This is a genomic window from Kluyvera fluvialis (genome assembly GCF_059725275.1).
Genome location: NZ_AP046142.1, coordinates 4592263 through 4619108 on the forward strand (window position 1 = coordinate 4592263; position 26846 = coordinate 4619108).

The following is a 26846-nucleotide window of genomic DNA, read 5'->3' on the forward strand; positions in this document are numbered from 1 at the left end:
GCAAATTAAAACACTGGCAATGCTATACAGGTTTTATTACCACTGGAAAGGTAGAGTGGCAAAGCCGTTTAAAATAACACTCTCTTACCCGGAAATTTTATTATGAAAAAAACAACCATTGGCCTATTTGGTATCGGGCTGGAAACATACTGGCCACAATTTGATGGGCTAAAACACCAGCTTGAAGGCTATTTGCTATGCGTAGAGAAAAAACTGCATCAACAGAATGACATCAAACTTATTAATGCGGGACTAGTCGATAATAATACACAGGCTGATACCGTCGCTGAATGTTTTGCTGATAACAAAATCGACGCGCTGATCTTATATATTACAACCTATGCGTTAAGCTCTACGGTACTGCCGCTGGTACAACGCCTGAATGTTCCGGTCCTGATTCTGGCGTTACAGCCAGAAAGTCAGTTGCCCTGTGCCGCTATTAATCAGCTTGCCGATCGCGGTCACCGCACGGGGCAATGGCTGGCGCATTGCCAGGCGTGCAGCGCACCGGAGTTGGTGAATGTCTTTCAACGTGCTGAGATTCACTACCATCTGGTCGTCGGATATCTGGAAGATGACATTGCCTGGCGGCAAATTGATAGCTGGATAAACTCCGTACACGTCGCCAGCCGCCTAAAATCTACCAATGTAGGGGTTCTGGGGCATTATTATAATGGCATGTATGATGTCTATTCTGACATGACCCATTTGTCGGCCAAATTTGGCGTGCGTTTTAAACTGCTGGAGATCTGCGAATTAGTCAATTCCCTCCCCAACACGACCGAAGATGAGCAAAAGAATAAATGTCAGGAGGTTTATTCTTTACTTAACGTCGATGATGCCTGTGAAGAATATGAATTACAGCGCGCAATTAACACGGCGGTCGTGCTGGAAAAAATGGTTAAACAACACCAGTTGGGAGCACTGGCTTATTACTATGAGGGCGCGCCGGGATCGGCGCATGAAAATATCGTAACCTCGGTGATCCTGGGAAATACGCTGCTCACCCATAACGGCATTCCCGTCGCTGGCGAGTGCGAGATTAAAAACGTGCTGGCGATGAAAATACTAAGCCTGCTCGGCGCTGGCGGCTCCTTTTCAGAACCGTATGGCATCAACTTCCAGAACGACACCGTACTGTGGGGGCACGATGGCCCGGCGCATCCGTCGATGTCAGCAGAAAAAGTCAGGCTGGTTCCCCTGCCGGTTTATCACGGTAAACCCGGTAAAGGTGTCTCTATCCAAATGGCTGTTGCCCCAGGCCCCGTCACATTTCTGTCGGTGGTCGAACATCGCGACGGAGCTATCACCCTGCAATACGCCGAAGGTGAAGCTGTAGACGGTGAAATTCTCGATATTGGCAATACCAACAGCTATTACCGTTTCCCGCTGGGCGCGCGTGATTTCACCCAGCAATGGTGCGAAGGCGGCCCGGCGCATCACTGCGCCATCGGTCGTGGTCATCAGGGCGATACCCTGAAAAAGCTGGCTGAATTGCTGAATATTGGCGCCACACGGATTTGCTAGGGAGCGGTCATGGACGCATCAATTACGTTAGGTATTTTCTATCACCTGCTCGGCGCACTAGCGGCCGCCTCGTTTTACATCCCCATCAATAGGGTGAAAAACTGGCAATGGGAAGCATCATGGTTGGTGAACGGTATCGCGTCATGGCTGGTGATGCCCCTGCTGGTTTCCTCACTGCTGCTGCCTGACGTCGGTGCATTTTTCGCGACAATTCCTACGGCTATCGTCCTGAAAACGTTTATTTTCGGCGCGTTGTGGGGCTTGGGCGGGCTGACCTTTGGCATGACATTGCGCTATCTGGGTCTGTCGGTGGGCTATGGCGTGGCGATTGGCATCACGCTGGTCGTCGGCACGCTGATGCCGCCGCTGCTTGATGGCCAGTTATTCAACCTGTTGAGCAGTACAAAAGGCGGATTGGCGCTGGCAGGCGTTGCCGTTGCGATTATCGGTATTGCCGTCACTTCGCTTGCCGGACATCTCAAAGAGCAAGCATCAGGGAGCGGCAACAGCGGCAGGAACGTCAAAAAAGGCATCGCGATTGCGCTGTTTTGCGGCGTCACCAGCGCCTTTATGGCGTTTGCCATTAATGCCGCCGAACCCATACAGCAGTTGGCATTAGCGCAGGGCGTCGACCCGCTTTATCAGGTCATGCCGGGCTATGTGATCATCATGGCAGGCGGGTTTGTCACCAATCTGGCCTATTGCCTGTACAAAGCCAGACAGAATCATACTTTCGCCCGCATCCGGCAAGACCCGACGCATTTATGGCGCAATCTGGCGCTTTCCGCGCTCGGCGGCGTGATTTGGTATCTCCAGTTTTTCTTTTACGGCTGGGGGCATGTGCAGATGGTCGCCCTGGATCTTGGCCTTATCAGCTGGACGTTTCATATGTCGATGCTGGTATTGTGCGGCGGGATTTGGGGATTTTTACTGAAAGAATGGCGTAATTGCGGGGCAAAACCGCTGCGCTACCAGTTGGCGGGGATGCTGATAATCGTTGTCTCGACCCTGATTATTGGTCTGAGCTGATAAGAATGGCGCCGCCCGAAGGCGACGCCAGCGTCATTATGCGCGCCAGGATTTATAACGGTTAATCAGACCGTTGGTCGAGCTATCGTGGCTGTCGATCTCTTTATCATCGTTCAGTTCTGGCAGAATGCGGTTTGCCAACTGTTTGCCCAGCTCAACGCCCCACTGGTCAAAAGTGAAGATGTTAAGGATTGCGCCCTGAGTAAAGATTTTGTGCTCATACATCGCAATCAACGCGCCCAGGCTGTACGGCGTGATTTCGCGCAACAGGATGGAGTTAGTTGGGCGGTTACCTTCGAACACTTTGAACGGTACTACGTAGTCCAGGGTTGCCGGATCTTTACCCTGGTCACGGTATTCCTGCTCAACCACTTCGCGGGATTTACCAAACGCCAGCGCTTCGGTCTGAGCGAAGAAGTTAGACAGCAGCTTCGGATGGTGATCGGATAGCGGGTTGTGGGTGATAGCCGGAGCGATGAAATCGCACGGTACGATTTTAGTGCCCTGGTGAATCAACTGATAAAACGCGTGCTGGCCGTTCGTGCCAGGCTCGCCCCAAATGATTGGGCCAGTCTGGTGCGCCACTTTGTTGCCGTTACGGTCAACGTACTTCCCGTTGGATTCCATGTTGCCCTGCTGGAAGTACGCCGCAAAACGGTGCATGTACTGATCGTATGGCAGAATCGCTTCAGTTTCAGTGCCGAAGAAATTGTTGTACCAGATGCCAATCAGCGCCAGCAGCACAGGCAGGTTTTTCTCTGCTGGTGTGGTGGAGAAGTGTTTGTCCATCGCATGTGCGCCAGACAGCAGCTCAACAAAGTTGTCGAAGCCTACGGACAAGATGATCGACAGGCCAATCGCAGACCACAGAGAGTAACGACCGCCCACCCAGTCCCAGAATTCGAACATGTTCGCGGTATCAATACCGAATTCACCCACCGCTTTGCCGTTGGTAGACAGCGCCGCGAAGTGCTTCGCCACGTGCTTCTGGTCGCCCGCGCTTGCCAGGAACCAATCACGCGCGCTGTGGGCGTTGGTCATGGTTTCCTGAGTGGTGAAGGTTTTAGAAGCCACGAGGAACAGCGTGGTTTCTGGGTTCAGCGTCTTCAGCGTTTCGGCGATGTGCGTACCGTCAACGTTGGAAACGAAATGCATATTCAGATGGTTTTTATATGGACGCAGCGCTTCGGTCACCATGAATGGGCCGAGGTCAGAACCACCGATACCGATGTTCACCACGTCGGTGATCGCTTTACCGGTATAACCTTTCCATTGACCAGAAATAATCGCTTCGGAGAAGGTTTTCATCTTCTCCAGTACCGCGTTCACTTCCGGCATAACATCTTTGCCATCAACCACAATTGGGGTATTGCTGCGGTTACGCAGTGCAACGTGCAGCACAGCGCGATCTTCAGTACGGTTGATTTTTTCGCCGGAGAACATGGACTGAATCGCCCCGCTCAGATCCGTCTCTTTCGCCAGATCCAACAGCTTTGCCAGCGTCTCTTCCGTGATGCGGTTTTTAGAGAAATCCACCAGCATCTGATCATCGAACGTCGCGGAAAACTTGCTAAAACGGTCGCCATCTTTGGCAAACAGCTCCGCAATAGTGACGTCTTTCATTTCATCGAAGTGTTTCTGTAGTGCCTGCCACGCAGCAGTCTGCGTTGGGTTGATGTTTTTCATTAGCAATACCCTTCTGATTTAAGAATTATACCTGCCCCGATTGTAGCGCCTGTCACAAAAAATTGTGATGGTTTTAATGTCATCCCCCCCTCACCACGGCAAAATCGTGCATAAAACAGACAAAAATATCACCTTCATAAGCCACATTACTGAGGGGCCTGGCTGGATGAAAAAAGCGCATAATCCCAGCGTTGACACACCCCGTCATACCTTTTATTTATAAATACGGTATTGCGCCTGCACCGGTTCTCGTCCTGCCTTTGTGCCATGGTCGCTTTTTTCACTCCCTGACACGAGGTTGTTATGACTAATGTTGTTGTCGCCAAATTTGGCGGAACCAGCGTCGCCGATTTTGAGGCCATGAATCGCAGCGCCGATGTCGTCCTTGCGGATGCCAATGTTCGTCTTGTCGTGCTGTCGGCATCGGCAGGCATCACCAACCTGTTGGTTGCTCTGGCCGAAGGGTTAGAACCGGCAGAACGTACTGAAAAGCTGGATGCTATCCGTGCCATTCAATATTCCGTGCTGGAGCATCTGGCGAAGCCGACGGTTATCCGCGAGGAAATCGACCGTCTGCTGGATAATCTTGCCACCCTGGCAGAAGCCGCCGCGCTGGCGTCCTCCACCGCGCTGACTGACGAACTGGTTAGCCACGGCGAGTTGATGTCTACGCTGCTGTTCGTCGAAATTTTACGTGAGCGTCAGGTTCAGGCGCAGTGGTTTGACGTGCGTAAAGTGATGCGCACCAGCGATCGCTTTGGCCGTGCCGAACCAGACGTTGCCGCGCTGGCGGAACTCGCCACCCAACAATTAAAGCCACGCCTGAGCGAAGGTTTGGTCATCACTCAGGGCTTTATCGGCAGCGAAGCGAAAGGCCGCACCACCACGCTTGGCCGTGGCGGCAGTGATTACACCGCCGCTCTGCTTGCCGAAGCGCTACACGCCAGCCGTGTTGATATCTGGACAGACGTACCAGGCATCTACACCACCGACCCACGCGTCGTTCCGGCAGCGCAACGCATTGATGAAATCGCCTTTGAAGAAGCGGCTGAACTGGCGACTTTCGGCGCAAAAGTGCTGCACCCGGCAACGCTGTTACCTGCCGTGCGTAGCGATATTCCGGTGTTTGTTGGCTCCAGCAAGAACCCGCAGGCTGGCGGCACGCTGGTGTGTAACGAAACCGCCGATCCACCGCTGTTCCGCGCGCTGGCGCTGCGTCGTAAACAGACGCTGCTGACCCTGCACAGCCTGAATATGCTGCACTCGCGCGGTTTCCTCGCCGAAGTGTTTGGAATTTTGGCGCGCCACAATATCTCGGTAGATTTGATCACCACTTCCGAAGTAAGCGTGGCGCTAACGCTCGACACCACCGGCTCGACCTCTACTGGTGACACGCTGCTGACGCAATCGCTGCTGATGGAGCTTTCAGCGCTGTGCCGCGTAGAAGTCGAAGAAAATCTGGCGCTGGTCGCGCTGATTGGCAACAATCTGTCAAAAGCCTGCGGCGTGGGCAAAGAGGTGTTCGGTGTGCTGGAGCCGTTCAACATCCGCATGATTTGCTATGGCGCTTCTAGCCATAACCTGTGCTTCCTGGTGCCAGGCGCGGAAGCCGAGCAGGTGGTGCAAAAACTGCATCATAATTTGTTCGAGTAATATGCCACCACGCGATAACGATAGCCGAGCTTGAACTCGGCTTTTTCCTTGCTGCCACTCGCGGTGGTGCATTTTATAGATGAGGCTCCCGCCCCTTTGCCGTACACTGGTTTCACCATCCGACAGAGGGCACCACTATGGCACTCCCCCGTATTACGCAAAAAGAGATGACCGAGCGCGAACAGCGTGAGCTAAAAACCCTGCTCGACCGCGCGCGCATCGCGCATGGGCGTCCGTTAACCAACGCGGAAACCAACGGCGTGAAAAAGGAGTACATCGATAAGTTGATGGTTCAGCGTGAGGCTGATGCAAAAAAAGCCCGCCAATTAAAGAAAAAGCAGGCTTATAAACCGGATACCGAAAGTTCATTTTCATGGTCGGCGAATACGCCGACGCGCGGCAGGCGTTAACGCCCTTTCTTTTTACGCCCCGGTGAGGCGAAGCGTTTGCCGTTCGCTGCCGGGCGCGATGTTTTCTCGCTGGTTTTTTCCATTTTCACCACTGGGCGCTTGATGCCTGCGGTTTTCGGCTTGGCTTTCGCCTTTGGCTTGGCCTCTGAAGACGAGTTCTCAATCAACTTAAAGAGATCGATAAGCTCATCGTCGGTCAAATCACGCCACTCACCTAACGGAATGCCGCTTAGGCTAACGTTCATAATTCGCGTACGCTCAAGTTTGGTCACTTCGTAGCCGAAATGCTCGCACATGCGGCGAATCTGGCGGTTTAAGCCCTGCACCAGAGTGATGCGAAACACAAACGGCGCTTCTTTCTTCACTTTGCATTTCTTGGTGACCGTACCCAGAATCGGCACGCCCGCGCCCATACCGCGAATAAATTCGTCAGTAACGGGTTTATCCACCGTGACCAGATACTCTTTTTCGTGATCGTTACCGGCGCGCAGTATTTTGTTCACCAGGTCGCCGTGGTTGGTGAGGAAAATCAGCCCCTGCGAGTCTTTATCCAGACGGCCAATGGGGAACACACGTTTGCTGTGGTTGACGAAATCGACAATGTTATCGCGCTCGCCGTCTTCGGTGGTGCTGACAATGCCAACCGGTTTATTCAGCGCAATCAGCACCAAATCATCCGCTTCGCGCGGCTCAATCAACCGACCGTTCACTTTCACAACGTCGCCCGGCTTAACCTGATCGCCAATGGTGGCGCGCTTGCCGTTGATAAAAACGTTGCCTTGTTCGATAAAGCGATCCGCTTCGCGACGCGAGCAGATTCCGCTCTCGCTGATGTATTTATTTAATCGGGTTGATGAGTCTGGCAGCATAAATTCTCCTGTAAAAGCGAAATATACCTCACCTTCGCGGTGAGGAAAAAGAATCCGCTGTAAATCGTTGCCAACATCACGCTGAGATGATCATTGTGAGACATCGTGAACCCCGTCAGTGAGCCGTTTAGCATACGGTGGTAACATCCTGCTGTGATTGATAATTTTCTGATGAATGGGAGAAATGATGGAACTGCTTCTGCTGAGTAACTCAACGCTGCCGGGCAAAGCCTGGTTGGAACACGCGCTGCCGCTGATTGCCGGGCAGTTAAATGGCCGCCGCTCTGCGGTGTTTATTCCTTTTGCTGGCGTTACGCAAACCTGGGATGACTATACGGCGAAGACGGCTGCCGTTCTGGCGCCGCTCGGCGTGACGGTAACCGGTATTCACAGCGTTGCCGACCCCGTGGCGGCGATTGAGAATGCGGAAGTGGTGATTGTCGGCGGCGGCAATACTTTCCAGTTGCTCAAAGAGAGCCGCACGCGCGGGCTGTTAGCGCCGATTGTCGATGTCGTTAAACGCGGGGCGCTGTATATCGGCTGGAGCGCGGGCGCTAACCTCGCTTGCCCAACCATCCGTACCACCAACGATATGCCGATTGTTGACCCGCAGGGCTTTGACGCGCTGGGGCTGTTTCCGCTGCAAATTAACCCACATTTCACCAACGCGCTGCCGGAAGGGCACAAAGGCGAAACCCGTGAGCAGCGTATCCGCGAATTGCTGGTCGTTGCGCCTGAGTTGACGGTGATTGGTCTGCCGGAAGGTAACTGGATTCACGTCGCGCAGGGCCACGCCACGCTCGGCGGGCCGAATACGACATATGTATTTAGAGCGGGAGAGGACGCGGTTCCGCTGGAGGCGGGACACCGTTTTTAATCCTGTCGCTTAGTGCCTGATGGCGCTGCGCTTATCAGGCCTACAGAACAACGAGCATCTTGTAGGCCGGATAAGGCGAAGCCGCCATCCGGCATTGCTGTTGATTAATAATCGTCGCGCTCGTCGTCTTCATCTGGTTGCTCCAGCACGCTGTAAGCGACCGAACAAAACAGCGAGTTCAAACGCTGCATATCTCCCAGCAGCGCCAGATGCAGGGTACTGGTTTCAATGCTCTGCACGTTTTGCTGGTGCAAACGGTCTACGTGCGCGTGCGCGTAGCGGCGATTCAAAATACGGAAACGGTGCTTGCTGCGGCGCAAGCGACGGGCGCTGGTGACATCACCGGAGAAGAACACCGACATTGCCAATTGCAGGTTGCTGAGCAACAATTCATACAGCGCATCCAGCTCCTTCAACCCTTCCACCGAGAACGCCCGGCGAGCCGCCAGCGATTTATCCGCAATTTCACTGCCCATCCGCTCGACAATATCCGACGCCTGCTCAAGGTTGAGCGACATTTCGATAATCTCTGCCCAGCGGCGCGACTCCTCCTCCGCCAGCTCATCTTTCGGCATCCGCGCTAAATAAAGTTTAATCGCGGTGTACAGCACGTTGATATCATCCGCCTGTTTACGCAGGTTTTTCTCTTCGCGCGGCTCACCATTCATCACCTTTTTCAGCCCTTCCAGCATCTGCTCGGTGGCATCGCCAATGCGCAGCGTCTCACGCGCAGCGTTGGCAAGCGCCAGCGTTGGCGTGTCCAGCGCGCTAGGGTCGAGATGCTTAGGCTTCAAATGCCCGTCCAGCTCTGGCTCATCGCGAATCAGCCGTTTACAGAACCGCGCCATCGGCTCGGCGAACGGTACCATCGCCAAACAACGGAACAGGTTGTAGAAGACGTGGAAGTAGATAACCAACTCCGCCTCTGGCAACGGCAGTTTGTGCAATGTCGTCGCCAACACATGCACGAACGGCAGGATTATCAGGCTGCCCACCAGCTTGAACAATAAACTGCCCAGCGCCACACGACGCGCGGCGGCGTTGGCGGCGCTGTTGTTGAGCATCGCCAGCAGGCCAGAGCCTAAGTTCGCGCCAATCACCAGACACAGTGCTACCGGGAAAGAGATTACCCCAGCGGTGGTTAGCGTGGCGGTTAACAACACCGCCGCCAGGCTGGAGTAGCTGATAATCGCAAACACTGCGCCAATCAACGCATCCAGCAGGATATCACCGGTCAGCGAGGCAAAAATGACCTGTACGCCATTGGCCTGGGTGATAGGCGTCACCGCCTGCACAATCAACTCCAGCGCCAGCAGAATCAGCCCAAGGCCAATCCCCACGCGCCCTAACTGCCCTTCGCGGCTCTGTTTGCGGCCCAGGAAGAAAGTCACGCCGATAAAAATCAGCAGCGGCGACAGCCACGATAAATCGAAGGTGAGAATACGCGCCATCAGCGCAGTACCGACGTCTGCGCCCAATACAATCACCAGCGCCGGGGTGAGCGCGACCAGATCCTGCGCCACAAATGAGGTGACCAGCATGGTGGTGGCGTTGCTGCTTTGTACCAGCGCGGTAACGCCAATACCGGCGCAGAAGGCGAGTGGCTTTTTCTCAACGCTACGGCTGAGTACGGTACGCAAGCGTGCGCCAAACACGCGCATGACGCCAGTTCGTACAATGTGAGTGCCCCATACCAGTAATGCAACGGCAGAGAGCAGGTGTAACAGCGTTAACACGGAATCGGGTTCTCCTTATTGTTATAGGTTCCTGAGGCTCGGCATGAGTGGCCTGATGGCCGACAAAGTCAGTGCCAGACCGCAAAAGGTGCAGTGAGCCTTCATTCAGTATAAGGCTTTACGCTTAATAAAGAGACAGGGCACTCATTGAGTGCCCTGTTTGTTGTAAGAAAAGATAACAGTCTTGTGAATTAGTCAGCGTCGTAGCCGAGGTTTGGCGCTAACCAGCGCTCCACTTCGGCAACCGGCATTCCTTTACGCTGCGCATAGTCTTCCACCTGATCGCGCTGAATTTGCGCCACGGCATAATACTTGCTGTCCGGGTGGCTGAAGTACCAACCGGACACCGATGCACCAGGCCACATAGCGAAGGATTCGGTGAGCTTCATGCCGGTATGTTTTTCAACGTCCAGCAGTTCCCAGATTGTGCCTTTTTCCGTATGTTCCGGGCAGGCCGGATAGCCTGGCGCAGGGCGAATCCCCTGGTAATTTTCGCGGATCAATTCTTGATTGCTGAGGTTTTCATTCGGCGCGTAGCCCCAGTAAACTTTGCGTACACGCTCATGCAGATATTCCGCGAAGGCTTCCGCCAGACGGTCGGCAATCGCTTTGACCATGATTTTGTTGTAATCATCGTGCTGCGCTTCGAATGCCTCGGCTAACGCATCTTCTTCCAGCCCGCCGGTCACCGCAAACGCACCGATATAGTCGGCTTTGCCGGACGTTTTCGGCGCAACGAAGTCAGATAAACAGTAGTTGGCGAAGCCCACTTTTTCCGTTTGCTGGCGCAGGTGGCGGCTCACGTTCAGTACCTGTGCGCGCGTTTCATCAGTGTAAATTTCAACATCGTCGCCCACGCGGTTGGCGGGGAACAGACCAACCACGCCACGCGGATTCAGCGATTTCTCGGCGCTGAGTTTATCCAGCATGTCGTTAGCATCTTTGAACAGGCGCTGTGCTTCTTCGCCAACCACTTCATCTTCGAGGATGCGCGGATATTTACCCGCCAGCGACCAGGTCATGAAGAACGGCGTCCAGTCGATGTAGTTACGCAGCGTTTCGATGCTGGCTTCAACTTCTTGTACACCCAGGCGATGCGCGACCGGCGGCGTGTAGCTTTCCCAATCAAAGGCTAAATCGTTGTCGCGCGCGGCCTGTAACGTTACCGGCGGGGTGCGCGGTTTTTTACGCCCGTGCTGGATGCGCACGGTTTCGTATTCTTTGCGGGTGCGAGCCACGAAATCGTCGCGTTGAGTATCAGAGAGCAATGCCGCCACCACGCCAACGGTACGCGAGGCGTTTTGCACATAGACCGTCGGCCCGCTGTAGTTCTGTTCGATTTTCACCGCCGTGTGCGCTTTCGAGGTGGTCGCGCCGCCAATCAACAGCGGAATGGTAAAGCCCTGGCGCTCCATCTCTTTCGCCACGTTGACCATTTCGTCGAGCGACGGCGTGATCAGGCCTGAAAGGCCAATCAGGTCGGCGTTCACTTCTTTGGCGGTTTTGAGAATTTTATCGGCAGGTACCATCACGCCGAGGTCGATAATTTCGTAGTTGTTGCATTGCAGCACCACGCCAACGATGTTTTTGCCGATGTCATGCACATCGCCCTTCACGGTGGCGATGACCATTTTGCCGTTGCTGGAGCCTTTTTCTTTGCTGGCTTCGATAAACGGTTCGAGATATGCCACCGCCTGTTTCATCACGCGGGCAGATTTCACCACCTGCGGCAGGAACATTTTGCCTTCGCCAAACAGGTCGCCAACCACGTTCATGCCGTCCATCAGCGGCCCTTCAATTACCTGAATGGGGCGTTCAGCCTGCTGGCGCGCTTCTTCGGTGTCTTGCTCGATAAACTCGGTGATGCCTTTCACCAGCGAGTATTCGAGGCGTTTTTTTACTTCCCAACTGCGCCATTCCGCCTGTTGGGCGTTGGCGGTATCGTCGGTTTTGCTGCCGCGATATTTTTCCGCCAGATCCAGCAGCCGCTCTGTGCCGTCGTCGCGGCGGTTGAGGATCACATCTTCAACCGCATCGCGTAATTCTGCCGGAAGGTCGTCATAAATTGCCAGTTGTCCGGCGTTGACGATCCCCATGTCCATGCCGTTACGGATGGCGTAGTAGAGGAATACCGCGTGAATCGCTTCGCGCACGGGGTCGTTACCCCGAAACGAGAACGACACGTTGGAGACACCGCCTGAGATCAGCGCATGTGGCAGCTCGCGTTTAATGTCCTCGCAAGCACCGATAAAATCCTGCGCATAGTTGTTGTGCTCCTCAATCCCCGTCGCGACAGCGAAAATATTCGGGTCGAAGATGATATCTTCCGGCGGGAAGCCAACCTCTTCGGTGAGGATTTTGTACGCCCGGCGGCAAATGTCGATTTTACGTTCGCGAGTATCGGCCTGGCCGACCTCATCAAAGGCCATCACCACCACCGCCGCACCGTAGCGGCGCACTTTTTTCGCGTGGTGGATAAACGGTTCGACGCCCTCTTTCATCGAGATAGAGTTGACGATGCCTTTGCCCTGAATGCACTTCAGCCCTTTTTCGATAACATCCCATTTCGAGGAGTCGATCATAATCGGCACACGGGCGATATCTGGCTCACCGGCAATCAGGTTCAGGAAACGCACCATCGCCGCTTCGGCGTCGAGCATCCCTTCATCCATGTTGATGTCGATAATCTGCGCGCCGCTTTCAACCTGTTGGCGAGCGACATCCAGCGCTTCGTTGTATTTTTCTTCTTTGATCAGGCGCTTAAATTTAGCCGAGCCGGTGACGTTGGTTCGTTCGCCGACGTTAACGAACAAGCTATCGTCGCCGATATTCAGCGGCTCCAGGCCAGACAGGCGACAAGCGACGGGGATTTCCGGCAGCCTGCGCGGTGGCAGGCCGCTCACCGCACGGCTCATCGCCGCAATGTGTTCCGGTGTCGTGCCACAGCAGCCGCCGACAATGTTCAGGAAGCCCGCTTCGGCCCATTCGCGAATTTGCGCCGCCATCGTATCAGCGTCGAGATCGTATTCACCAAAGGCGTTCGGCAGCCCGGCGTTCGGGTGGGCGGTCACGTAACATTCGGCAATACGCGACAGTTCCTGTACGTACTGGCGCAGTTCGTCCGGCCCCAACGCGCAGTTGAGGCCGAAAGTTAACGCATCGGCATGACGCAACGAGTTATAAAATGCTTCGGTAGTTTGCCCGGAAAGCGTGCGCCCGGAGGCATCGGTGATAGTGCCGGAAATCATGATCGGCAGGTCAACGCCCAGCGCTTCAAATTCTTCTTTTACCGCAAATATTGCGGCTTTGGCATTCAGCGTATCAAAAACGGTTTCAATCAGAATAAGGTCTGAGCCGCCTTCCACCAGCGCTTTGGTGGATTCACGGTAGGCCGCCACCAGCCCATCAAAGGTGATGTTACGAAACGCCGGATCATTAACATCCGGTGAAATGGACGCAGTGCGGTTAGTTGGGCCAAGCACGCCTGCCACGTAGCGTGGTTTTTCCGGCGTGCGCGCTGTCCATTCGTCGGCGCAGGCGCGGGCCAGTTTCGCCGCCGTAAAGTTGATTTCCGCCGACAGGGATTCCATCTGGTAATCCGCCATAGCGATGGTCGTGGAGTTGAAGGTGTTGGTTTCGATGATATCCGCACCGGCTTCAAAATAGGCGCTGTGGATGGCGGAAATCACCTCTGGTTTGCTGAGCACCAGCAGGTCGTTGTTGCCTTTGAGGTCACACGGCCAGTCGGCAAAACGTGCGCCACGAAAATCTTCTTCACTAAGACGGTAGCTCTGAATCATCGTGCCCATACCGCCGTCCAGAACCAAAATTCTGTCATTCAACTGCTGACGTAACTGCTCAACTTTGCTGCTCACACGCACTCCCGACAACGCTCAACCCAGACCAAAAAAAGGCCAACAATCCATACTGGCATAAACCACTGAGGTGGAAAAGAGAACAACGCGCTACATGAGACATGTTCAGCATGACTCATCGGAGCAGTAAGTTGAACGGTTGTATTATAATCAATAAAAACGAAAACAATTTCCACGATACAGAAAGGAGTCACGATGGTTGCCAATGTTCCCGCGAAACGCGGTAGAAAACCTACCGCCGCCGCTCCACAGGGTGGGCAAGTCCAATCATTAACGCGCGGCTTGAAATTACTGGAATGGATAGCTGAATCTAACGGTAGCGTCGCGCTGACCGAGCTGGCACAGCAGGCGGGGCTGCCAAATTCCACCACTCACCGTTTACTGACCACCATGCAGCAGCAAGGGTTTGTACGCCAGGTCGGCGATCTTGGGCATTGGGCCGTGGGGGCGCACGCTTTTATCGTCGGCAGTAGCTTTTTGCAAAGCCGCAACCTGCTGGCGATTGTCCATCCGATTTTGCGCAAGCTGATGGAAGATTCCGGCGAGACGGTGAATCTGGCAGTGCTGGACCAGAGCGATCACCAGGCGATTATTATCGACCAGGTGCAATGTACGCAGCTGATGCGCATGTCGGCTCCCATTGGCGGCAAACTGCCGATGCACGCCTCCGGCGCGGGTAAGGCGTTTTTATCACAGCTCAGCGAGGAGCAAGTAACCGGTCTGCTGCACCGCAAAGGGCTACATGCTTATACCCATGCCACGCTGGTGTCGCCGGTGCACCTGAAAGATGACCTCGCGCAAACGCGTAAACGCGGTTACTCCTTTGATGATGAAGAACACGCACTGGGCCTGCGCTGCGTGGCGTCGTGCATTTACGACGAACACCGCGAACCGTTCGCCGCGATCTCCATTTCCGGGCCGATTTCCCGCATTACCGACGACCGAGTGACCGAGTTTGGCGCAATGGCCATTAAGGCGGCGAAAGAGGTGACGCTGGCGTACGGTGGGATTCGTTAGTCTATTGCGATGCCTTGTCCGGCCTACCCGTGTAGGCCCGATAAGAGCGGCGCCGTCAGGCAATTCGATGCCTATGGTGAGGGGATGAAGCAAACGCCTCGTCAGCCGCGTAACGCACGCAAAAACGCTGTTTGCGGCGGTAAGCGTAAACATCTTCCACATGCCCGTTGCGAATGCGCGTTTGCAAGGCTCGCCAGTAGTCGGCGCTAAACAGCTCGCGATGCATCTCCTCAAATAGCGGCCCGATGCGCGGGTCGGCGCACAGCCAGTGGCGAAACTCTTGTGGGAAAACATCCCCCGGTGAGACGCTGTACCACGGTTCGCTGGCCAGTTCATCTTCCGGGTAACGCGCCTGGGGGATATCGCGGAAATTCACTTCCGTCATGTAGCAAATTTCATCGTAATCGTAGAACACCACCCGCCCGTGGCGCGTGACGCCGAAGTTTTTAAACAGCATGTCGCCAGGAAAGATGTTGGCGGCTGCAAGCTGGCGAATCGCGTTGCCGTACTCTTCAATCGCATCTCGTAATGGCTGGCCTTCGACCTGCTCCAGCCAGATATTCAGCGGAACCATTCGCCGTTCGATATAGAGATGGCTAATCGCGATTTTATCCCCCATGTCGGTGATTTTCCCCGACACTTCCTGTAATAACAGCGCCATTAATGCAGGCGAGATTTGCCGCTTGTCCAACACAAAATTCTCAAACTCTTGCGTATCGGCCATGCGCCCGACGCGATCGTGCTCCTTCACCAGTTGGTAGCAAGCGCGAACGTGAGCCGCAGACATCTCTTTTTGCGGCGCAAATTTATCTTTGATGATTTTGAATACCCGATCGAACCCCGGCAGGGTAAATACCAGCATCACCATGCCACGGATACCCGGCGCTTCAATAAACGCTTCATTGGCGCTGGAAATGTAGTTGAGATATTCACGGTAGCTTTCGGTTTTGGCGTGCTTCTGGCAGCCAATCGCCATATATAACTCGGCGGTCGTTTTGCCCGGCAGAATCTCACGCAGCCATTCAACCAGCGCCGCTGGCAGCGGGGCATACACCATAAAATAGGAGCGAGCGAAACCAAACACGATACTGGCTTCCGCCGTAGTGGTCAGGCAAGCGTCAACAAACAGTTCGCCTTCATCTGTACGGTGAATGGGGAGTAACAACGGCAAGATGCCGGACGGCGTTATCAATTTGCCAACCAGCCACGCAGCTTTATTACGATAAAACAGTTCGTTAGCCATTTGCAGGTGGCTGTGACGCAGCGTTTCCGCGTCCAGCGTTTCGCTAAGATGCGCCATGATATAGCCGACATCGCGAAATTTATTCTGCCACGGCAGGCGCAGCGGCAGGTCGCTAAGCATTTTGAAGATTACCGCTTCCCAGCCGTGTTCCGGGAAAAAATCTTTCGCCAGGGGGCGTGGGATCGCGCGGAAACGGCGCTCTGGCTGTGAGCTAAATATAAATAGCCGCTCAGGACTCAGCGCGCGGTGGTCGAATAAACGGCAATAGACGGAGTTGAAAAAGCTCTCCGCTATCTCGAATCGCGGGTAATCCGGCAGCAGGAGGGTGTACTGCGCTTTAACACGCAGCAGAAAATCTGCATCCGTACTTTTACCATCGGTAATGCAGCGCAGTTGCTCAGCAACCAAGCCCACATGATGGTCATACAGATGAATACGACTTTTCATCGCCTGTTGTACGGCGTGCCAGTCGGCCTGTTCGAAGCGCTGTTGCGCACCGGAAGTCACTTCCAGAAAACGCCCGTACTGGGCGTCAAATCCTTGCAAAATCGTCTGAGCAATCAGTAATTCCAGGCCACGCGTCATCGATTTCTCCCATCCGGCACAATGTCATGCCGGATGGCGCGTTCGCTTATCCGGCCTACATCCCTTCGTAGGCCCGGTAAGCGCAACGCCACCGGGCATTGATCAAAACTGTGATTCCTCGGTAGAGCCAGTCAGCGCGGTAACGGATGACGCACCGCCCTGAATGATAGTGGTTACTTTGTCGAAGTAGCCCGTGCCCACTTCCTGCTGGTGAGATACGAAGGTGTAGCCCTGCGGTGCACAAGCAAACTCCGGCTGCTGGACTTTCTCAACGTAGTGTTTCATGCCTTCACCCTGAGCGTAGGCGTGCGCCAGGTCAAACATGTTGAACCACATGCTGTGAATGCCCGCGAGGGTGATGAACTGGTATTTATAGCCCATATCCGACAGCTGTTGCTGGAAGCTGGCGATGGTTTTGTCGTCCAGGTTTTTCTGCCAGTTGAATGACGGCGAGCAGTTGTAGGCCAGCAGTTTGCCCGGATATTTTGCGTGAATGGCATCGGCAAAGCGTTTTGCCAGCTCCAGATCTGGCGTGGACGTTTCGCACCACACCAGGTCGGCGTACGGCGCGTATGCCAGGCCACGGCTGATCGCTTGTTCAATGCCCGCGTGAGTGCGGTAGAAGCCTTCGCTGGTGCGCTCACCGGTGATGAAGCTGCTGTCGTAGGGGTCACAGTCGGAGGTGATCAGATCCGCAGCATCAGCATCAGTACGGGCAATCAGCAGAGTTGGGACACCCATCACGTCAGCCGCCAGGCGCGCCGCAACCAGTTTCTGAATCGCTTCCTGAGTAGGAACCAGCACTTTGCCGCCCATGTGGCCGCATTTTTTCACCGACGCCAGTTGATCCTCGAAGTGTACCGCCGCTGCACCGGCTGCAATCATCGATTTCATCAGTTCAAAAGCGTTCAGCACGCCGCCAAAACCGGCTTCGGCATCAGCAACGATCGGCAGGAAATAGTCCACATAACGCGGATCGTTAGGCTCAATGCCGCTGGACCATTGGATCTGATCCGCACGGCGGAAAGTGTTGTTGATCCGATCCACCACCGCAGGCACTGAGTTCGCCGGGTACAGGGATTGATCTGGATACATACTGGCAGCCAGGTTGGCATCCGCCGCCACCTGCCAGCCGGAAAGATACACCGCTTCAATACCCGCTTTCGCCTGTTGCAATGCCTGCCCGCCGGTCAGCGCGCCGAGGCTATTCACATAGCCTTTTTTCGCTTCGCCGTGCAGCAGACGCCACATTCTGGCAGCACCCAGTTGTGCCAGCGTGCATTCTGGATTCACCGAACCACGCAGTTTCACCACTTCCTCTGCGCTGTAGGGGCGACGAATGCCTTCCCAGCGTGGTTGAGTCCATTCTTTTTGTAATTCTTCAATCTGTTGGGTACGAGTTTTCATGTGCAGATGCTCCATATTATTTTCCTGGTTTCCCAGGTGTTATTGGTGAAAGCAATGAGGTAACAAGCCGCTACGCCAGCAGGCGATAGCCCGGCAGAGTCAAGAAGTCGATAAGTTCGTCGGAGGTGGTGATTTGCTCCATCAGCCGCGCGGCATCGTCGAAACGGCCACCGTCAAAACGCGCCTCGCCCAACTCGCCTTTAATCACCTGTAGTTCTTCAGCCAGCATTTGACGGAACAGCGGTTTGGTCACCGGTTTGCCGTTGCTGAGCGTTTTTTGGTGGTGGATCCACTGCCAGATAGAAGTACGAGAGATTTCTGCCGTTGCGGCATCTTCCATCAGGCCGTAAATCGGTACGCAGCCGTTACCGGAGATCCACGCTTCGATGTACTGCACCGCCACGCGAATATTGGCGCGCATCCCCTCTTCGGTGCGTTCCCCTTCGCAAGGCGCCAGCAGTTGCTCAGCGGTAATCGGCGCATCATCCGCGCGAGTCACCGTCAGTTGATTCGGACGGTCGCCCAGTACGTCGTTAAACACCGCCATTGCCGTATCGGCGAGGCCCGGATGCGCCACCCAAGTACCATCGTGGCCGTTATTGGCTTCCAGCGATTTATCCGCTTTCACTTTGTTGAGCACCTGATTATTACGCTCGGCATCTTTGCTCGGGATAAACGCCGCCATGCCGCCCATCGCGAAAGCCCCGCGTTTATGGCAAGTTTTAATCAGCAAACGTGAGTAGGCGCTAAGGAACGGTTTATCCATCGTCACCACTTGTCTGTCCGGCAGGACGCGATCCGGGTGATTTTTCAATGTTTTGATATAGCTGAAAATGTAATCCCAGCGGCCACAGTTAAGACCGACGATATGGTCACGCAGCGCATGTAGAATTTCGTCCATCTGGAACACCGCTGGCAGTGTCTCAATCAGCAGCGTGGCTTTGATCGTGCCGCGCGGCAGGTTAAAACGGTCTTCGGCATAGCAGAAAACATCACTCCACCAGGCCGCTTCTTGCCAGGCCTGAGTTTTCGGCAGATAGAAATAAGGGCCACTGCCTTTTTCCAGCAGCGCTTGGTAGTTGTGGAAAAAATACAGTGCGAAATCAAACAGACTGCCCGGAATCGCCTCACCGCGCCAGGTAACGTGTTTTTCCGGCAGATGCAGGCCGCGCACTCGGCAAATCAATACCGCAGGATCAGGCTGGAGCTGATAGATTTTGCCCGCTTCATTGGTGTAGCTGATGGTGCCATTCACCGCGTCGCGCAGGTTAATTTGCCCTTCAACGACTTTGTTCCAGTCCGGCGCTAAGGAATCTTCAAAATCGGCCATAAAGACTTTGACGTTGGCATTCAACGCATTGATAACCATTTTGCGTTCAACAGGCCCGGTAATCTCAACCCGACGGTCTTGCAGATCCGCAGGGATGCCGCGCACTTTCCAGTCACCATCACGAATGGAAGCAGTTTCCGAAATAAAGTCAGGCAGTTTTCCGTCGTCAATATCCTGCTGCTGCTGGAGACGTGCGGCCAGCAGTTTGTTGCGTTTAGGCGTAAAACGGGTCACTAGTTCGGTCAAAAATTCCACCGCTTCCGCAGTCAGAACCAGCTTCTCCTGTTCGCCAAAAGAGTTGAGAAAAGCCAATTCATCGGTTGTTGTGGCCTGTTGTGTCATGGTGCTGCTCCTCATTAGTGATCCGAATAGGTCCCCGCAAGGTGAGCGAACGATCGTTGTGTTATTTTCGCTCAACGTTTTTAAGCCTAATTCATAAAAACAAAAAATCAAAAACGATTTCCATTTTTAATTTAAAATACACACAACACATTGAATTTAATGAAATTAAAGATTTGTTTTTAACTGGAGGTATTTTCGGAAACAAAAAAGCACCCGAAGGTGCCTGATTAAAGATGCTGAAACGCTTTAGGATCGCTAGCGGTAGCGGATCAATCCAGAGTTGGGTTCATATTCCGCAGATCGTATGGCGTAATCTGGTAGACGTAATAGTTGAGCCAGTTAGCAAACAGCAGATTTCCATGACTGCGCCAGGTCGCCTGTGGTTTGTTTTGCGGGTCATCTTTCGGGAAATAGTTGTACGGCACTTCCGGGCTAAGACCAGCATCAACATCACGGAAAAACTCGCTCGCTAAAGTATGTGCATCATATTCTGGATGGCCGGTCACAAAGGCAATTCGTTTGTCTTTGCTGGCAAACAGGTATGCATCTCCGCTCGCCGTTTCAGCGAGGATTTCGAGATCGGTGTAATCACGAATCAACTGCGCGGGGAAATCAGCGTAACGGGAGTGTGGCGCGAGGAAATTATCGTCAAAACCGCGTGTCAGTAGGGCATGTGGGTGAAGGATGTGGTGCTCGTAAACGCCGGAGAGTTTGTCAGTACGAGTTTGCTTAGGAATGCCGTAGAGAATATTGAGCGCGGCCTGTACCGCCCAACAGACAAATAACGTGGAGGTCACGTGATCTTTCGACCACTCCAGTACCTGTTGGATTTGCGGCCAGTAGGCAACGTCATTGAATTCAACCAAGCCCAGCGGCGCGCCGGTGACGATCAATCCATCAAAATTCTCGTTGCGGATATCCTCAAAATTACAGTAAAAGTTATTGAGGTGTTCCACTGGCGTGTTACGGGATTCGCGTGCGTCAATCCGCAGCAGTTGGATATCCACCTGTAGCGGTGAGTTCGACAGAAGGCGTAAGAACTGGTTTTCAGTCTCAATCTTCTTCGGCATCAGGTTAAGAATAAGCACCTTTAACGGGCGAATTTCCTGACCTGTAGCACGTGATGCGGTCATGACGAAGACGTTTTCATCACGCAAGAAATTGACGGCTGGCAGCTCGTCTTGCACCCGAATCGGCATAACTTCATTACCTCATAGCATACGTATAAACGTTTAGACATCCAGACAGCTAACAATAACCAGAAATATACAAAATGTCGAGTCTGCATGTGGAAGGTGAGAAAGTTTCAATTACGTTTTTGATAGAATGCGGCAACGATTTGAAAGGGAATGGAGTGATGATAATTAGACGTTCGCAAGACCATGAAAGTGAAAGATTAATTGATATCTGGTGTCGTTCAGTTGATGCCACGCATGATTTTCTTTCCGCCCTGGATAGAGCCGAGATAGAGCAGCAGGTGCGATCATTTCTACCCGAAGCGCCGCTGTGGGTAGCGACCAATAGCGATGATCTGCCTGTAGCCTTTATGTTGTTATCGGAACATCATCTGGAAGCGTTATTTGTCGATCCGGATGCGCGCGGATGTGGCGTTGGACGTGAGTTGGTAGCCCATGCGCTTGCGCTTATTCCGAATTTGACGACAGATGTGAATGAGCAGAACTCGCAGGCGGTAGGGTTTTATCAGAAGATAGAGTTTGTGGTTACCGGGCGTTCAGACACTGACGATCACGGACGGCCTTATCCGTTATTGCATTTGCGTTATGCCAGTAAATAAAACCTAAAAAGATAAAATTATTGTGCTTGATGGCCCTGCGCTCTGTAGGCCGGATAAGGTATTCACACCGCCATCCGGCAACGCTGTGCTTTCTGACCTGTTCCGCACACGCAAAAAAAGCCCATCCGTCAGGATGGGCTTCTTCACTAATTGATGCCTGGCAGTTCCCTACTCTCGCATGGGGAGACCCCACACTACCATCGGCGCTACGGCGTTTCACTTCTGAGTTCGGCATGGGGTCAGGTGGGACCACCGCGCTACTGCCGCCAGGCAAATTCTGTTATCAGACCGTTTTTCACGTTCTGATGTTATCTGTATCAAGCTGAATTTCGATGTCTCTTTCGCCAAAACATCTTCGGCGTTGTAAGGTTAAGCCTCACGGTTCATTAGTATCGGTTAGCTCAATGTATCGCTACACTTACACACCCGACCTATCAACGTCGTAGTCTTCAACGTTCCTTCAGGACTCTCAAGGAGTCAGGGAGAACTCATCTCGGGGCAAGTTTCGTGCTTAGATGCTTTCAGCACTTATCTCTTCCGCATTTAGCTACCGGGCAATGCCATTGGCATGACAACCCGAACACCAGTGATGCGTCCACTCCGGTCCTCTCGTACTAGGAGCAGCCCCCCTCAATTCTCCAGCGCCCACGGCAGATAGGGACCGAACTGTCTCACGACGTTCTAAACCCAGCTCGCGTACCACTTTAAATGGCGAACAGCCATACCCTTGGGACCTACTTCAGCCCCAGGATGTGATGAGCCGACATCGAGGTGCCAAACACCGCCGTCGATATGAACTCTTGGGCGGTATCAGCCTGTTATCCCCGGAGTACCTTTTATCCGTTGAGCGATGGCCCTTCCATTCAGAACCACCGGATCACTAAGACCTGCTTTCGCACCTGCTCGAGCCGTCACTCTCGCAGTCAAGCTAGCTTATGCCTTTGCACTAACCTCCTGATGTCCGACCAGGATTAGCTAACCTTCGTGCTCCTCCGTTACTCTTTAGGAGGAGACCGCCCCAGTCAAACTACCCACCAGACACTGTCCGCAACCCGGATTACGGGTCTACGTTAGAACACCAGCCATTAAAGGGTGGTATTTCAAGGTTGGCTCCACGCAGACTGGCGTCCACGCTTCAAAGCCTCCCACCTATCCTACACATCAAGGACCAGTGTTCAGTGTCAAGCTATAGTAAAGGTTCACGGGGTCTTTCCGTCTTGCCGCGGGTACACTGCATCTTCACAGCGAGTTCAATTTCACTGAGTCTCGGGTGGAGACAGCCTGGCCATCATTACGCCATTCGTGCAGGTCGGAACTTACCCGACAAGGAATTTCGCTACCTTAGGACCGTTATAGTTACGGCCGCCGTTTACCGGGGCTTCGATCAAGAGCTTCGCGTTACCGCTAACCCCATCAATTAACCTTCCGGCACCGGGCAGGCGTCACACCGTATACGTCCACTTTCGTGTTTGCACAGTGCTGTGTTTTTAATAAACAGTTGCAGCCAGCTGGTATCTTCGACTGAGTTCAGCTCCACGAGCAAGTCGCTTCACCTACCATCAGCGTGCCTTCTCCCGAAGTTACGGCACCATTTTGCCTAGTTCCTTCACCCGAGTTCTCTCAAGCGCCTTGGTATTCTCTACCTGACCACCTGTGTCGGTTTGGGGTACGATTTGATGTTACCTGATGCTTAGAGGCTTTTCCTGGAAGCAGGGCATTTGTTACTTCAGCACCGTAGTGCCTCGTCATCACACCTCAGCGTTAATAAGGTTCCGGATTTACCTGGAACCTCCGCCTACATGCTTAAACCGGGACAACCGTCGCCCGGCTAACATAGCCTTCTCCGTCCCCCCTTCGCAGTAACACCAAGTACAGGAATATTAACCTGTTTCCCATCGACTACGCCTTTCGGCCTCGCCTTAGGGGTCGACTCACCCTGCCCCGATTAACGTTGGACAGGAACCCTTGGTCTTCCGGCGTGCGGGTTTTTCACCCGCATTATCGTTACTTATGTCAGCATTCGCACTTCTGATACCTCCAGCAAACCTCACAGTTCACCTTCAACGGCTTACAGAACGCTCCCCTACCCAACAACACATAGTGTCGCTGCCGCAGCTTCGGTGCACAGTTTAGCCCCGTTACATCTTCCGCGCAGGCCGACTCGACCAGTGAGCTATTACGCTTTCTTTAAATGATGGCTGCTTCTAAGCCAACATCCTGGCTGTCTGAGCCTTCCCACATCGTTTCCCACTTAACTGTGACTTTGGGACCTTAGCTGGCGGTCTGGGTTGTTTCCCTCTTCACGACGGACGTTAGCACCCGCCGTGTGTCTCCCGTGATAACATTCTTCGGTATTCGTAGTTTGCATCGGGTTGGTAAGTCGGGATGACCCCCTAGCCGAAACAGTGCTCTACCCCCGAAGATGAGTTCACGAGGCGCTACCTAAATAGCTTTCGGGGAGAACCAGCTATCTCCCGGTTTGATTGGCCTTTCACCCCCAGCCACAAGTCATCCGCTAATTTTTCAACATTAGTCGGTTCGGTCCTCCAGTTAGTGTTACCCAACCTTCAACCTGCCCATGGCTAGATCACCGGGTTTCGGGTCTATACCCTGCAACTTAACGCCCAGTTAAGACTCGGTTTCCCTTCGGCTCCCCTATTCGGTTAACCTTGCTACAGAATATAAGTCGCTGACCCATTATACAAAAGGTACGCAGTCACCCCATAAAGAGGCTCCCACTGCTTGTACGTACACGGTTTCAGGTTCTGTTTCACTCCCCTCGCCGGGGTTCTTTTCGCCTTTCCCTCACGGTACTGGTTCACTATCGGTCAGTCAGGAGTATTTAGCCTTGGAGGATGGTCCCCCCATATTCAGACAGGATACCACGTGTCCCGCCCTACTCTTCGAGTTCACAACCTGTGCATTTTGGTGTACGGGACTATCACCCTGTACCGTCGGACTTTCCAGACCGTTCCACTAACACACAAGCTGATTCAGACTCTGGGCTGCTCCCCGTTCGCTCGCCGCTACTGGGGGAATCTCGGTTGATTTCTTTTCCTCGGGGTACTTAGATGTTTCAGTTCCCCCGGTTCGCCTCGTTAACCTATGTATTCAGTTAACGATAGTGCAACGAATTGCACTGGGTTTCCCCATTCGGACATCGCCGGCTATAACGGTTCATATCACCTTACCGACGCTTTTCGCAGATTAGCACGTCCTTCATCGCCTCTGACTGCCAGGGCATCCACCGTGTACGCTTAGTCGCTTAACCTCACAACCCGAAGATGTTTCGTAAAACACCATCAGTGTTGCGAAAATTTGAGAGACTCGAACACACCGCTTATCTGTTCTTATTACGGAGAACAGACACAGTGTGTCGTTTCAATTTTCAGCTTGATCCAGATTTTTAAAGAGCAAAACTTCGCAGTGAACCTTTTCAGGTACACTCTGAAGTTTTCTTGTGTTTTTCGCAGTAAAAGGATGGTGGAGCTATGCGGGATCGAACCGCAGACCTCCTGCGTGCAAGGCAGGCGCTCTCCCAGCTGAGCTATAACCCCATCGCAAAAACTTAATCTCTGTTACCCTAATTCGTTTCCGGGCAAGGCGTGGTGATGCGAAGCATACTTATGTATGTGAGCATCGCCATAACGCAGAACGGAGGCGAATTTGGTAGGCCTGAGTGGACTTGAACCACCGACCTCACCCTTATCAGGGGTGCGCTCTAACCACCTGAGCTACAAGCCTGCAGAGATTCTTACTGCTATTTTTCATCAGACAATCTGTGTGGACACTTCAACAAACGTTTCTTTAAGGTAAGGAGGTGATCCAACCGCAGGTTCCCCTACGGTTACCTTGTTACGACTTCACCCCAGTCATGAATCACAAAGTGGTAAGCGCCCTCCCGAAGGTTAAGCTACCTACTTCTTTTGCAACCCACTCCCATGGTGTGACGGGCGGTGTGTACAAGGCCCGGGAACGTATTCACCGTAGCATTCTGATCTACGATTACTAGCGATTCCGACTTCATGGAGTCGAGTTGCAGACTCCAATCCGGACTACGACATACTTTATGAGGTCCGCTTGCTCTCGCGAGGTCGCTTCTCTTTGTATATGCCATTGTAGCACGTGTGTAGCCCTACTCGTAAGGGCCATGATGACTTGACGTCATCCCCACCTTCCTCCAGTTTATCACTGGCAGTCTCCTTTGAGTTCCCGGCCGAACCGCTGGCAACAAAGGATAAGGGTTGCGCTCGTTGCGGGACTTAACCCAACATTTCACAACACGAGCTGACGACAGCCATGCAGCACCTGTCTCACGGTTCCCGAAGGCACTAAAGCATCTCTGCTAAATTCCGTGGATGTCAAGAGTAGGTAAGGTTCTTCGCGTTGCATCGAATTAAACCACATGCTCCACCGCTTGTGCGGGCCCCCGTCAATTCATTTGAGTTTTAACCTTGCGGCCGTACTCCCCAGGCGGTCGACTTAACGCGTTAGCTCCGGAAGCCACGCCTCAAGGGCACAACCTCCAAGTCGACATCGTTTACAGCGTGGACTACCAGGGTATCTAATCCTGTTTGCTCCCCACGCTTTCGCACCTGAGCGTCAGTCTTCGTCCAGGGGGCCGCCTTCGCCACCGGTATTCCTCCAGATCTCTACGCATTTCACCGCTACACCTGGAATTCTACCCCCCTCTACGAGACTCAAGCTTGCCAGTTTCAAATGCAGTTCCCAGGTTGAGCCCGGGGATTTCACATCTGACTTAACAAACCGCCTGCGTGCGCTTTACGCCCAGTAATTCCGATTAACGCTTGCACCCTCCGTATTACCGCGGCTGCTGGCACGGAGTTAGCCGGTGCTTCTTCTGCGAGTAACGTCAATTGCTGCGGTTATTAACCACAACACCTTCCTCCTCGCTGAAAGTACTTTACAACCCGAAGGCCTTCTTCATACACGCGGCATGGCTGCATCAGGCTTGCGCCCATTGTGCAATATTCCCCACTGCTGCCTCCCGTAGGAGTCTGGACCGTGTCTCAGTTCCAGTGTGGCTGGTCATCCTCTCAGACCAGCTAGGGATCGTCGCCTAGGTGAGCCATTACCCCACCTACTAGCTAATCCCATCTGGGCACATCCGATGGTGTGAGGCCCGAAGGTCCCCCACTTTGGTCTTGCGACGTTATGCGGTATTAGCTACCGTTTCCAGTAGTTATCCCCCTCCATCGGGCAGTTTCCCAGACATTACTCACCCGTCCGCCACTCGTCACCCGAGAGCAAGCTCTCTGTGCTACCGTTCGACTTGCATGTGTTAGGCCTGCCGCCAGCGTTCAATCTGAGCCATGATCAAACTCTTCAATTTAAGTTTGATGCTCGTGAATTAAACTTCGTAATGAATTACGTGTTCACTCAGAGACTTGGTATTCATTTTTCGTCTTGCGACGTTAAGAATCCGTATCATTGAGTGCCCACAC

At 53.5% G+C, this 26846-nt stretch carries 15 protein-coding genes, 2 tRNA genes and 3 rRNA genes; 7 read left to right on the plus strand and 13 right to left on the minus strand.

Annotated elements, in window-relative coordinates; all coding sequences use genetic code 11:
- The first annotated feature begins 102 nt into the window (after positions 1 to 102).
- Both AC6I4B_RS21685 and AC6I4B_RS21690 read left to right on the plus strand, forming a co-directional pair.
- Positions 103 to 1527 (plus strand): arabinose isomerase, encoded by a 1425-nt coding sequence (locus AC6I4B_RS21685; protein ID WP_497768103.1) that lies wholly within the window; start codon positions 103 to 105, stop codon positions 1525 to 1527.
- Positions 1528 to 1536: 9 nt separating this feature from the next.
- Entirely contained in the window at positions 1537 to 2556 is a 1020-nt protein-coding gene (locus AC6I4B_RS21690; RefSeq protein ID WP_497768105.1) for an L-rhamnose/proton symporter RhaT, read from the plus strand.
- A 36-nt stretch (positions 2557 to 2592) separates the two neighbouring features.
- On the opposite strand, the gene pgi is transcribed toward AC6I4B_RS21690, so the two are convergent.
- Complete coding sequence (pgi, locus tag AC6I4B_RS21695) at positions 2593 to 4242, minus strand: glucose-6-phosphate isomerase (RefSeq protein WP_497768107.1); 1650 nt, start codon at positions 4240 to 4242, stop codon at positions 2593 to 2595.
- A gap of 303 nt (positions 4243 to 4545) precedes the next feature.
- On the opposite strand from pgi, the gene lysC reads away from it, so the two are divergent.
- Both lysC and AC6I4B_RS21705 read left to right on the plus strand, forming a co-directional pair.
- Positions 4546 to 5895 carry a lysine-sensitive aspartokinase 3 gene (gene lysC, locus AC6I4B_RS21700; protein ID WP_497768108.1) on the plus strand — a complete coding sequence of 450 codons (1350 nt, stop codon included), beginning with the start codon at positions 4546 to 4548 and terminating at the stop codon, positions 5893 to 5895.
- Between the two features lie 137 nt (positions 5896 to 6032).
- A complete protein-coding gene (locus tag AC6I4B_RS21705; RefSeq protein ID WP_497768110.1) occupies positions 6033 to 6305 on the plus strand; it encodes a YjbD family protein in 273 nt (90 codons plus the stop codon).
- Here AC6I4B_RS21705 and rluF read toward each other — a convergent pair.
- Positions 6302 to 7174, minus strand: a complete 873-nt coding sequence (gene rluF / locus AC6I4B_RS21710; RefSeq protein WP_497768111.1) for a 23S rRNA pseudouridine(2604) synthase RluF — start codon at positions 7172 to 7174, stop codon at positions 6302 to 6304. The two genes, AC6I4B_RS21705 and rluF, sit on opposite strands and share 4 nt — an antisense overlap.
- 187 nt (positions 7175 to 7361) lie before the next feature.
- Here rluF and pepE point away from each other — a divergent pair, with 187 nt between their 5' ends.
- Positions 7362 to 8051 (plus strand): dipeptidase PepE, encoded by a 690-nt coding sequence (pepE, locus tag AC6I4B_RS21715; RefSeq protein WP_497772285.1) that lies wholly within the window; start codon positions 7362 to 7364, stop codon positions 8049 to 8051.
- A 104-nt stretch (positions 8052 to 8155) separates the two neighbouring features.
- Here pepE and AC6I4B_RS21720 read toward each other — a convergent pair whose 3' ends face one another.
- Both AC6I4B_RS21720 and metH read right to left on the minus strand, forming a co-directional pair.
- Positions 8156 to 9787, minus strand: coding sequence for a Na/Pi cotransporter family protein (locus AC6I4B_RS21720; protein WP_497768113.1), 1632 nt, complete (start codon positions 9785 to 9787; stop codon positions 8156 to 8158).
- A gap of 191 nt (positions 9788 to 9978) precedes the next feature.
- Positions 9979 to 13662, minus strand: coding sequence for a methionine synthase (metH, locus tag AC6I4B_RS21725; RefSeq protein ID WP_497768114.1), 3684 nt, complete (start codon positions 13660 to 13662; stop codon positions 9979 to 9981).
- 195 nt (positions 13663 to 13857) lie between these two features.
- Here metH and iclR point away from each other — a divergent pair, with 195 nt between their 5' ends.
- Complete coding sequence (gene iclR, locus AC6I4B_RS21730; RefSeq protein WP_497768116.1) at positions 13858 to 14679, plus strand: glyoxylate bypass operon transcriptional repressor IclR; 822 nt, start codon at positions 13858 to 13860, stop codon at positions 14677 to 14679.
- A 55-nt stretch (positions 14680 to 14734) separates the two neighbouring features.
- Here iclR and aceK read toward each other — a convergent pair whose 3' ends face one another.
- The 4 genes from aceK to metA all read right to left on the minus strand — a co-directional run bounded on the left by aceK (position 14735) and on the right by metA (position 20785).
- Entirely contained in the window at positions 14735 to 16507 is a 1773-nt protein-coding gene (gene aceK, locus AC6I4B_RS21735; RefSeq protein ID WP_497768117.1) for a bifunctional isocitrate dehydrogenase kinase/phosphatase, read from the minus strand.
- A 102-nt stretch (positions 16508 to 16609) separates the two neighbouring features.
- Complete coding sequence (gene aceA, locus AC6I4B_RS21740; RefSeq protein WP_497768119.1) at positions 16610 to 17914, minus strand: isocitrate lyase; 1305 nt, start codon at positions 17912 to 17914, stop codon at positions 16610 to 16612.
- A 70-nt stretch (positions 17915 to 17984) separates the two neighbouring features.
- Positions 17985 to 19586, minus strand: a complete 1602-nt coding sequence (aceB, locus tag AC6I4B_RS21745; protein WP_497768120.1) for a malate synthase A — start codon at positions 19584 to 19586, stop codon at positions 17985 to 17987.
- Between the two features lie 269 nt (positions 19587 to 19855).
- Positions 19856 to 20785 carry a homoserine O-succinyltransferase MetA gene (gene metA / locus AC6I4B_RS21750; RefSeq protein WP_497768122.1) on the minus strand — a complete coding sequence of 310 codons (930 nt, stop codon included), beginning with the start codon at positions 20783 to 20785 and terminating at the stop codon, positions 19856 to 19858.
- Between the two features lie 158 nt (positions 20786 to 20943).
- Between metA and AC6I4B_RS21755 the strand changes: the two genes are divergently transcribed.
- Complete coding sequence (locus AC6I4B_RS21755) at positions 20944 to 21381, plus strand: acetyltransferase (protein WP_497772286.1); 438 nt, start codon at positions 20944 to 20946, stop codon at positions 21379 to 21381.
- Positions 21382 to 21536: 155 nt separating this feature from the next.
- Here the strand turns inward: AC6I4B_RS21755 and rrf are convergent.
- From rrf to AC6I4B_RS21780, 5 genes are all read right to left on the minus strand, one after another.
- Positions 21537 to 21652, minus strand: a 5S ribosomal RNA gene (rrf, locus tag AC6I4B_RS21760).
- Between the two features lie 94 nt (positions 21653 to 21746).
- Positions 21747 to 24652: ribosomal RNA gene (locus AC6I4B_RS21765) — 23S ribosomal RNA — on the minus strand.
- Between the two features lie 210 nt (positions 24653 to 24862).
- A tRNA-Ala gene (locus tag AC6I4B_RS21770) sits at positions 24863 to 24938 on the minus strand.
- 110 nt (positions 24939 to 25048) lie between these two features.
- Positions 25049 to 25125 (minus strand) — tRNA-Ile (locus AC6I4B_RS21775).
- 69 nt (positions 25126 to 25194) lie between these two features.
- Positions 25195 to 26734: ribosomal RNA gene (locus AC6I4B_RS21780) — 16S ribosomal RNA — on the minus strand.
- The 16S, 23S and 5S rRNA genes sit together here with 2 tRNA genes alongside, the layout of an rRNA operon.
- Positions 26735 to 26846 lie beyond the last annotated feature (112 nt).

Bases quoted from the DNA above. Each gene is read 5' to 3' on its own strand.
- AC6I4B_RS21685 (WP_497768103.1), top strand. From the start codon at position 103: ATGAAAAAAACAACCATTGGCCTATTTGGTATCGGGCTGGAAACATAC.
- AC6I4B_RS21690 (WP_497768105.1), top strand. From the start codon at position 1,537: ATGGACGCATCAATTACGTTAGGTATTTTCTATCACCTGCTCGGCGCA.
- pgi (WP_497768107.1), bottom strand. From the start codon at position 4,242: ATGAAAAACATCAACCCAACGCAGACTGCTGCGTGGCAGGCACTACAG.
- lysC (WP_497768108.1), top strand. From the start codon at position 4,546: ATGACTAATGTTGTTGTCGCCAAATTTGGCGGAACCAGCGTCGCCGAT.
- AC6I4B_RS21705 (WP_497768110.1), top strand. From the start codon at position 6,033: ATGGCACTCCCCCGTATTACGCAAAAAGAGATGACCGAGCGCGAACAG.
- rluF (WP_497768111.1), bottom strand. From the start codon at position 7,174: ATGCTGCCAGACTCATCAACCCGATTAAATAAATACATCAGCGAGAGC.
- pepE (WP_497772285.1), top strand. From the start codon at position 7,362: ATGGAACTGCTTCTGCTGAGTAACTCAACGCTGCCGGGCAAAGCCTGG.
- iclR (WP_497768116.1), top strand. From the start codon at position 13,858: ATGGTTGCCAATGTTCCCGCGAAACGCGGTAGAAAACCTACCGCCGCC.
- aceK (WP_497768117.1), bottom strand. From the start codon at position 16,507: ATGACGCGTGGCCTGGAATTACTGATTGCTCAGACGATTTTGCAAGGA.
- aceA (WP_497768119.1), bottom strand. From the start codon at position 17,914: ATGAAAACTCGTACCCAACAGATTGAAGAATTACAAAAAGAATGGACT.
- aceB (WP_497768120.1), bottom strand. From the start codon at position 19,586: ATGACACAACAGGCCACAACAACCGATGAATTGGCTTTTCTCAACTCT.
- metA (WP_497768122.1), bottom strand. From the start codon at position 20,785: ATGCCGATTCGGGTGCAAGACGAGCTGCCAGCCGTCAATTTCTTGCGT.
- AC6I4B_RS21755 (WP_497772286.1), top strand. From the start codon at position 20,944: ATGATAATTAGACGTTCGCAAGACCATGAAAGTGAAAGATTAATTGAT.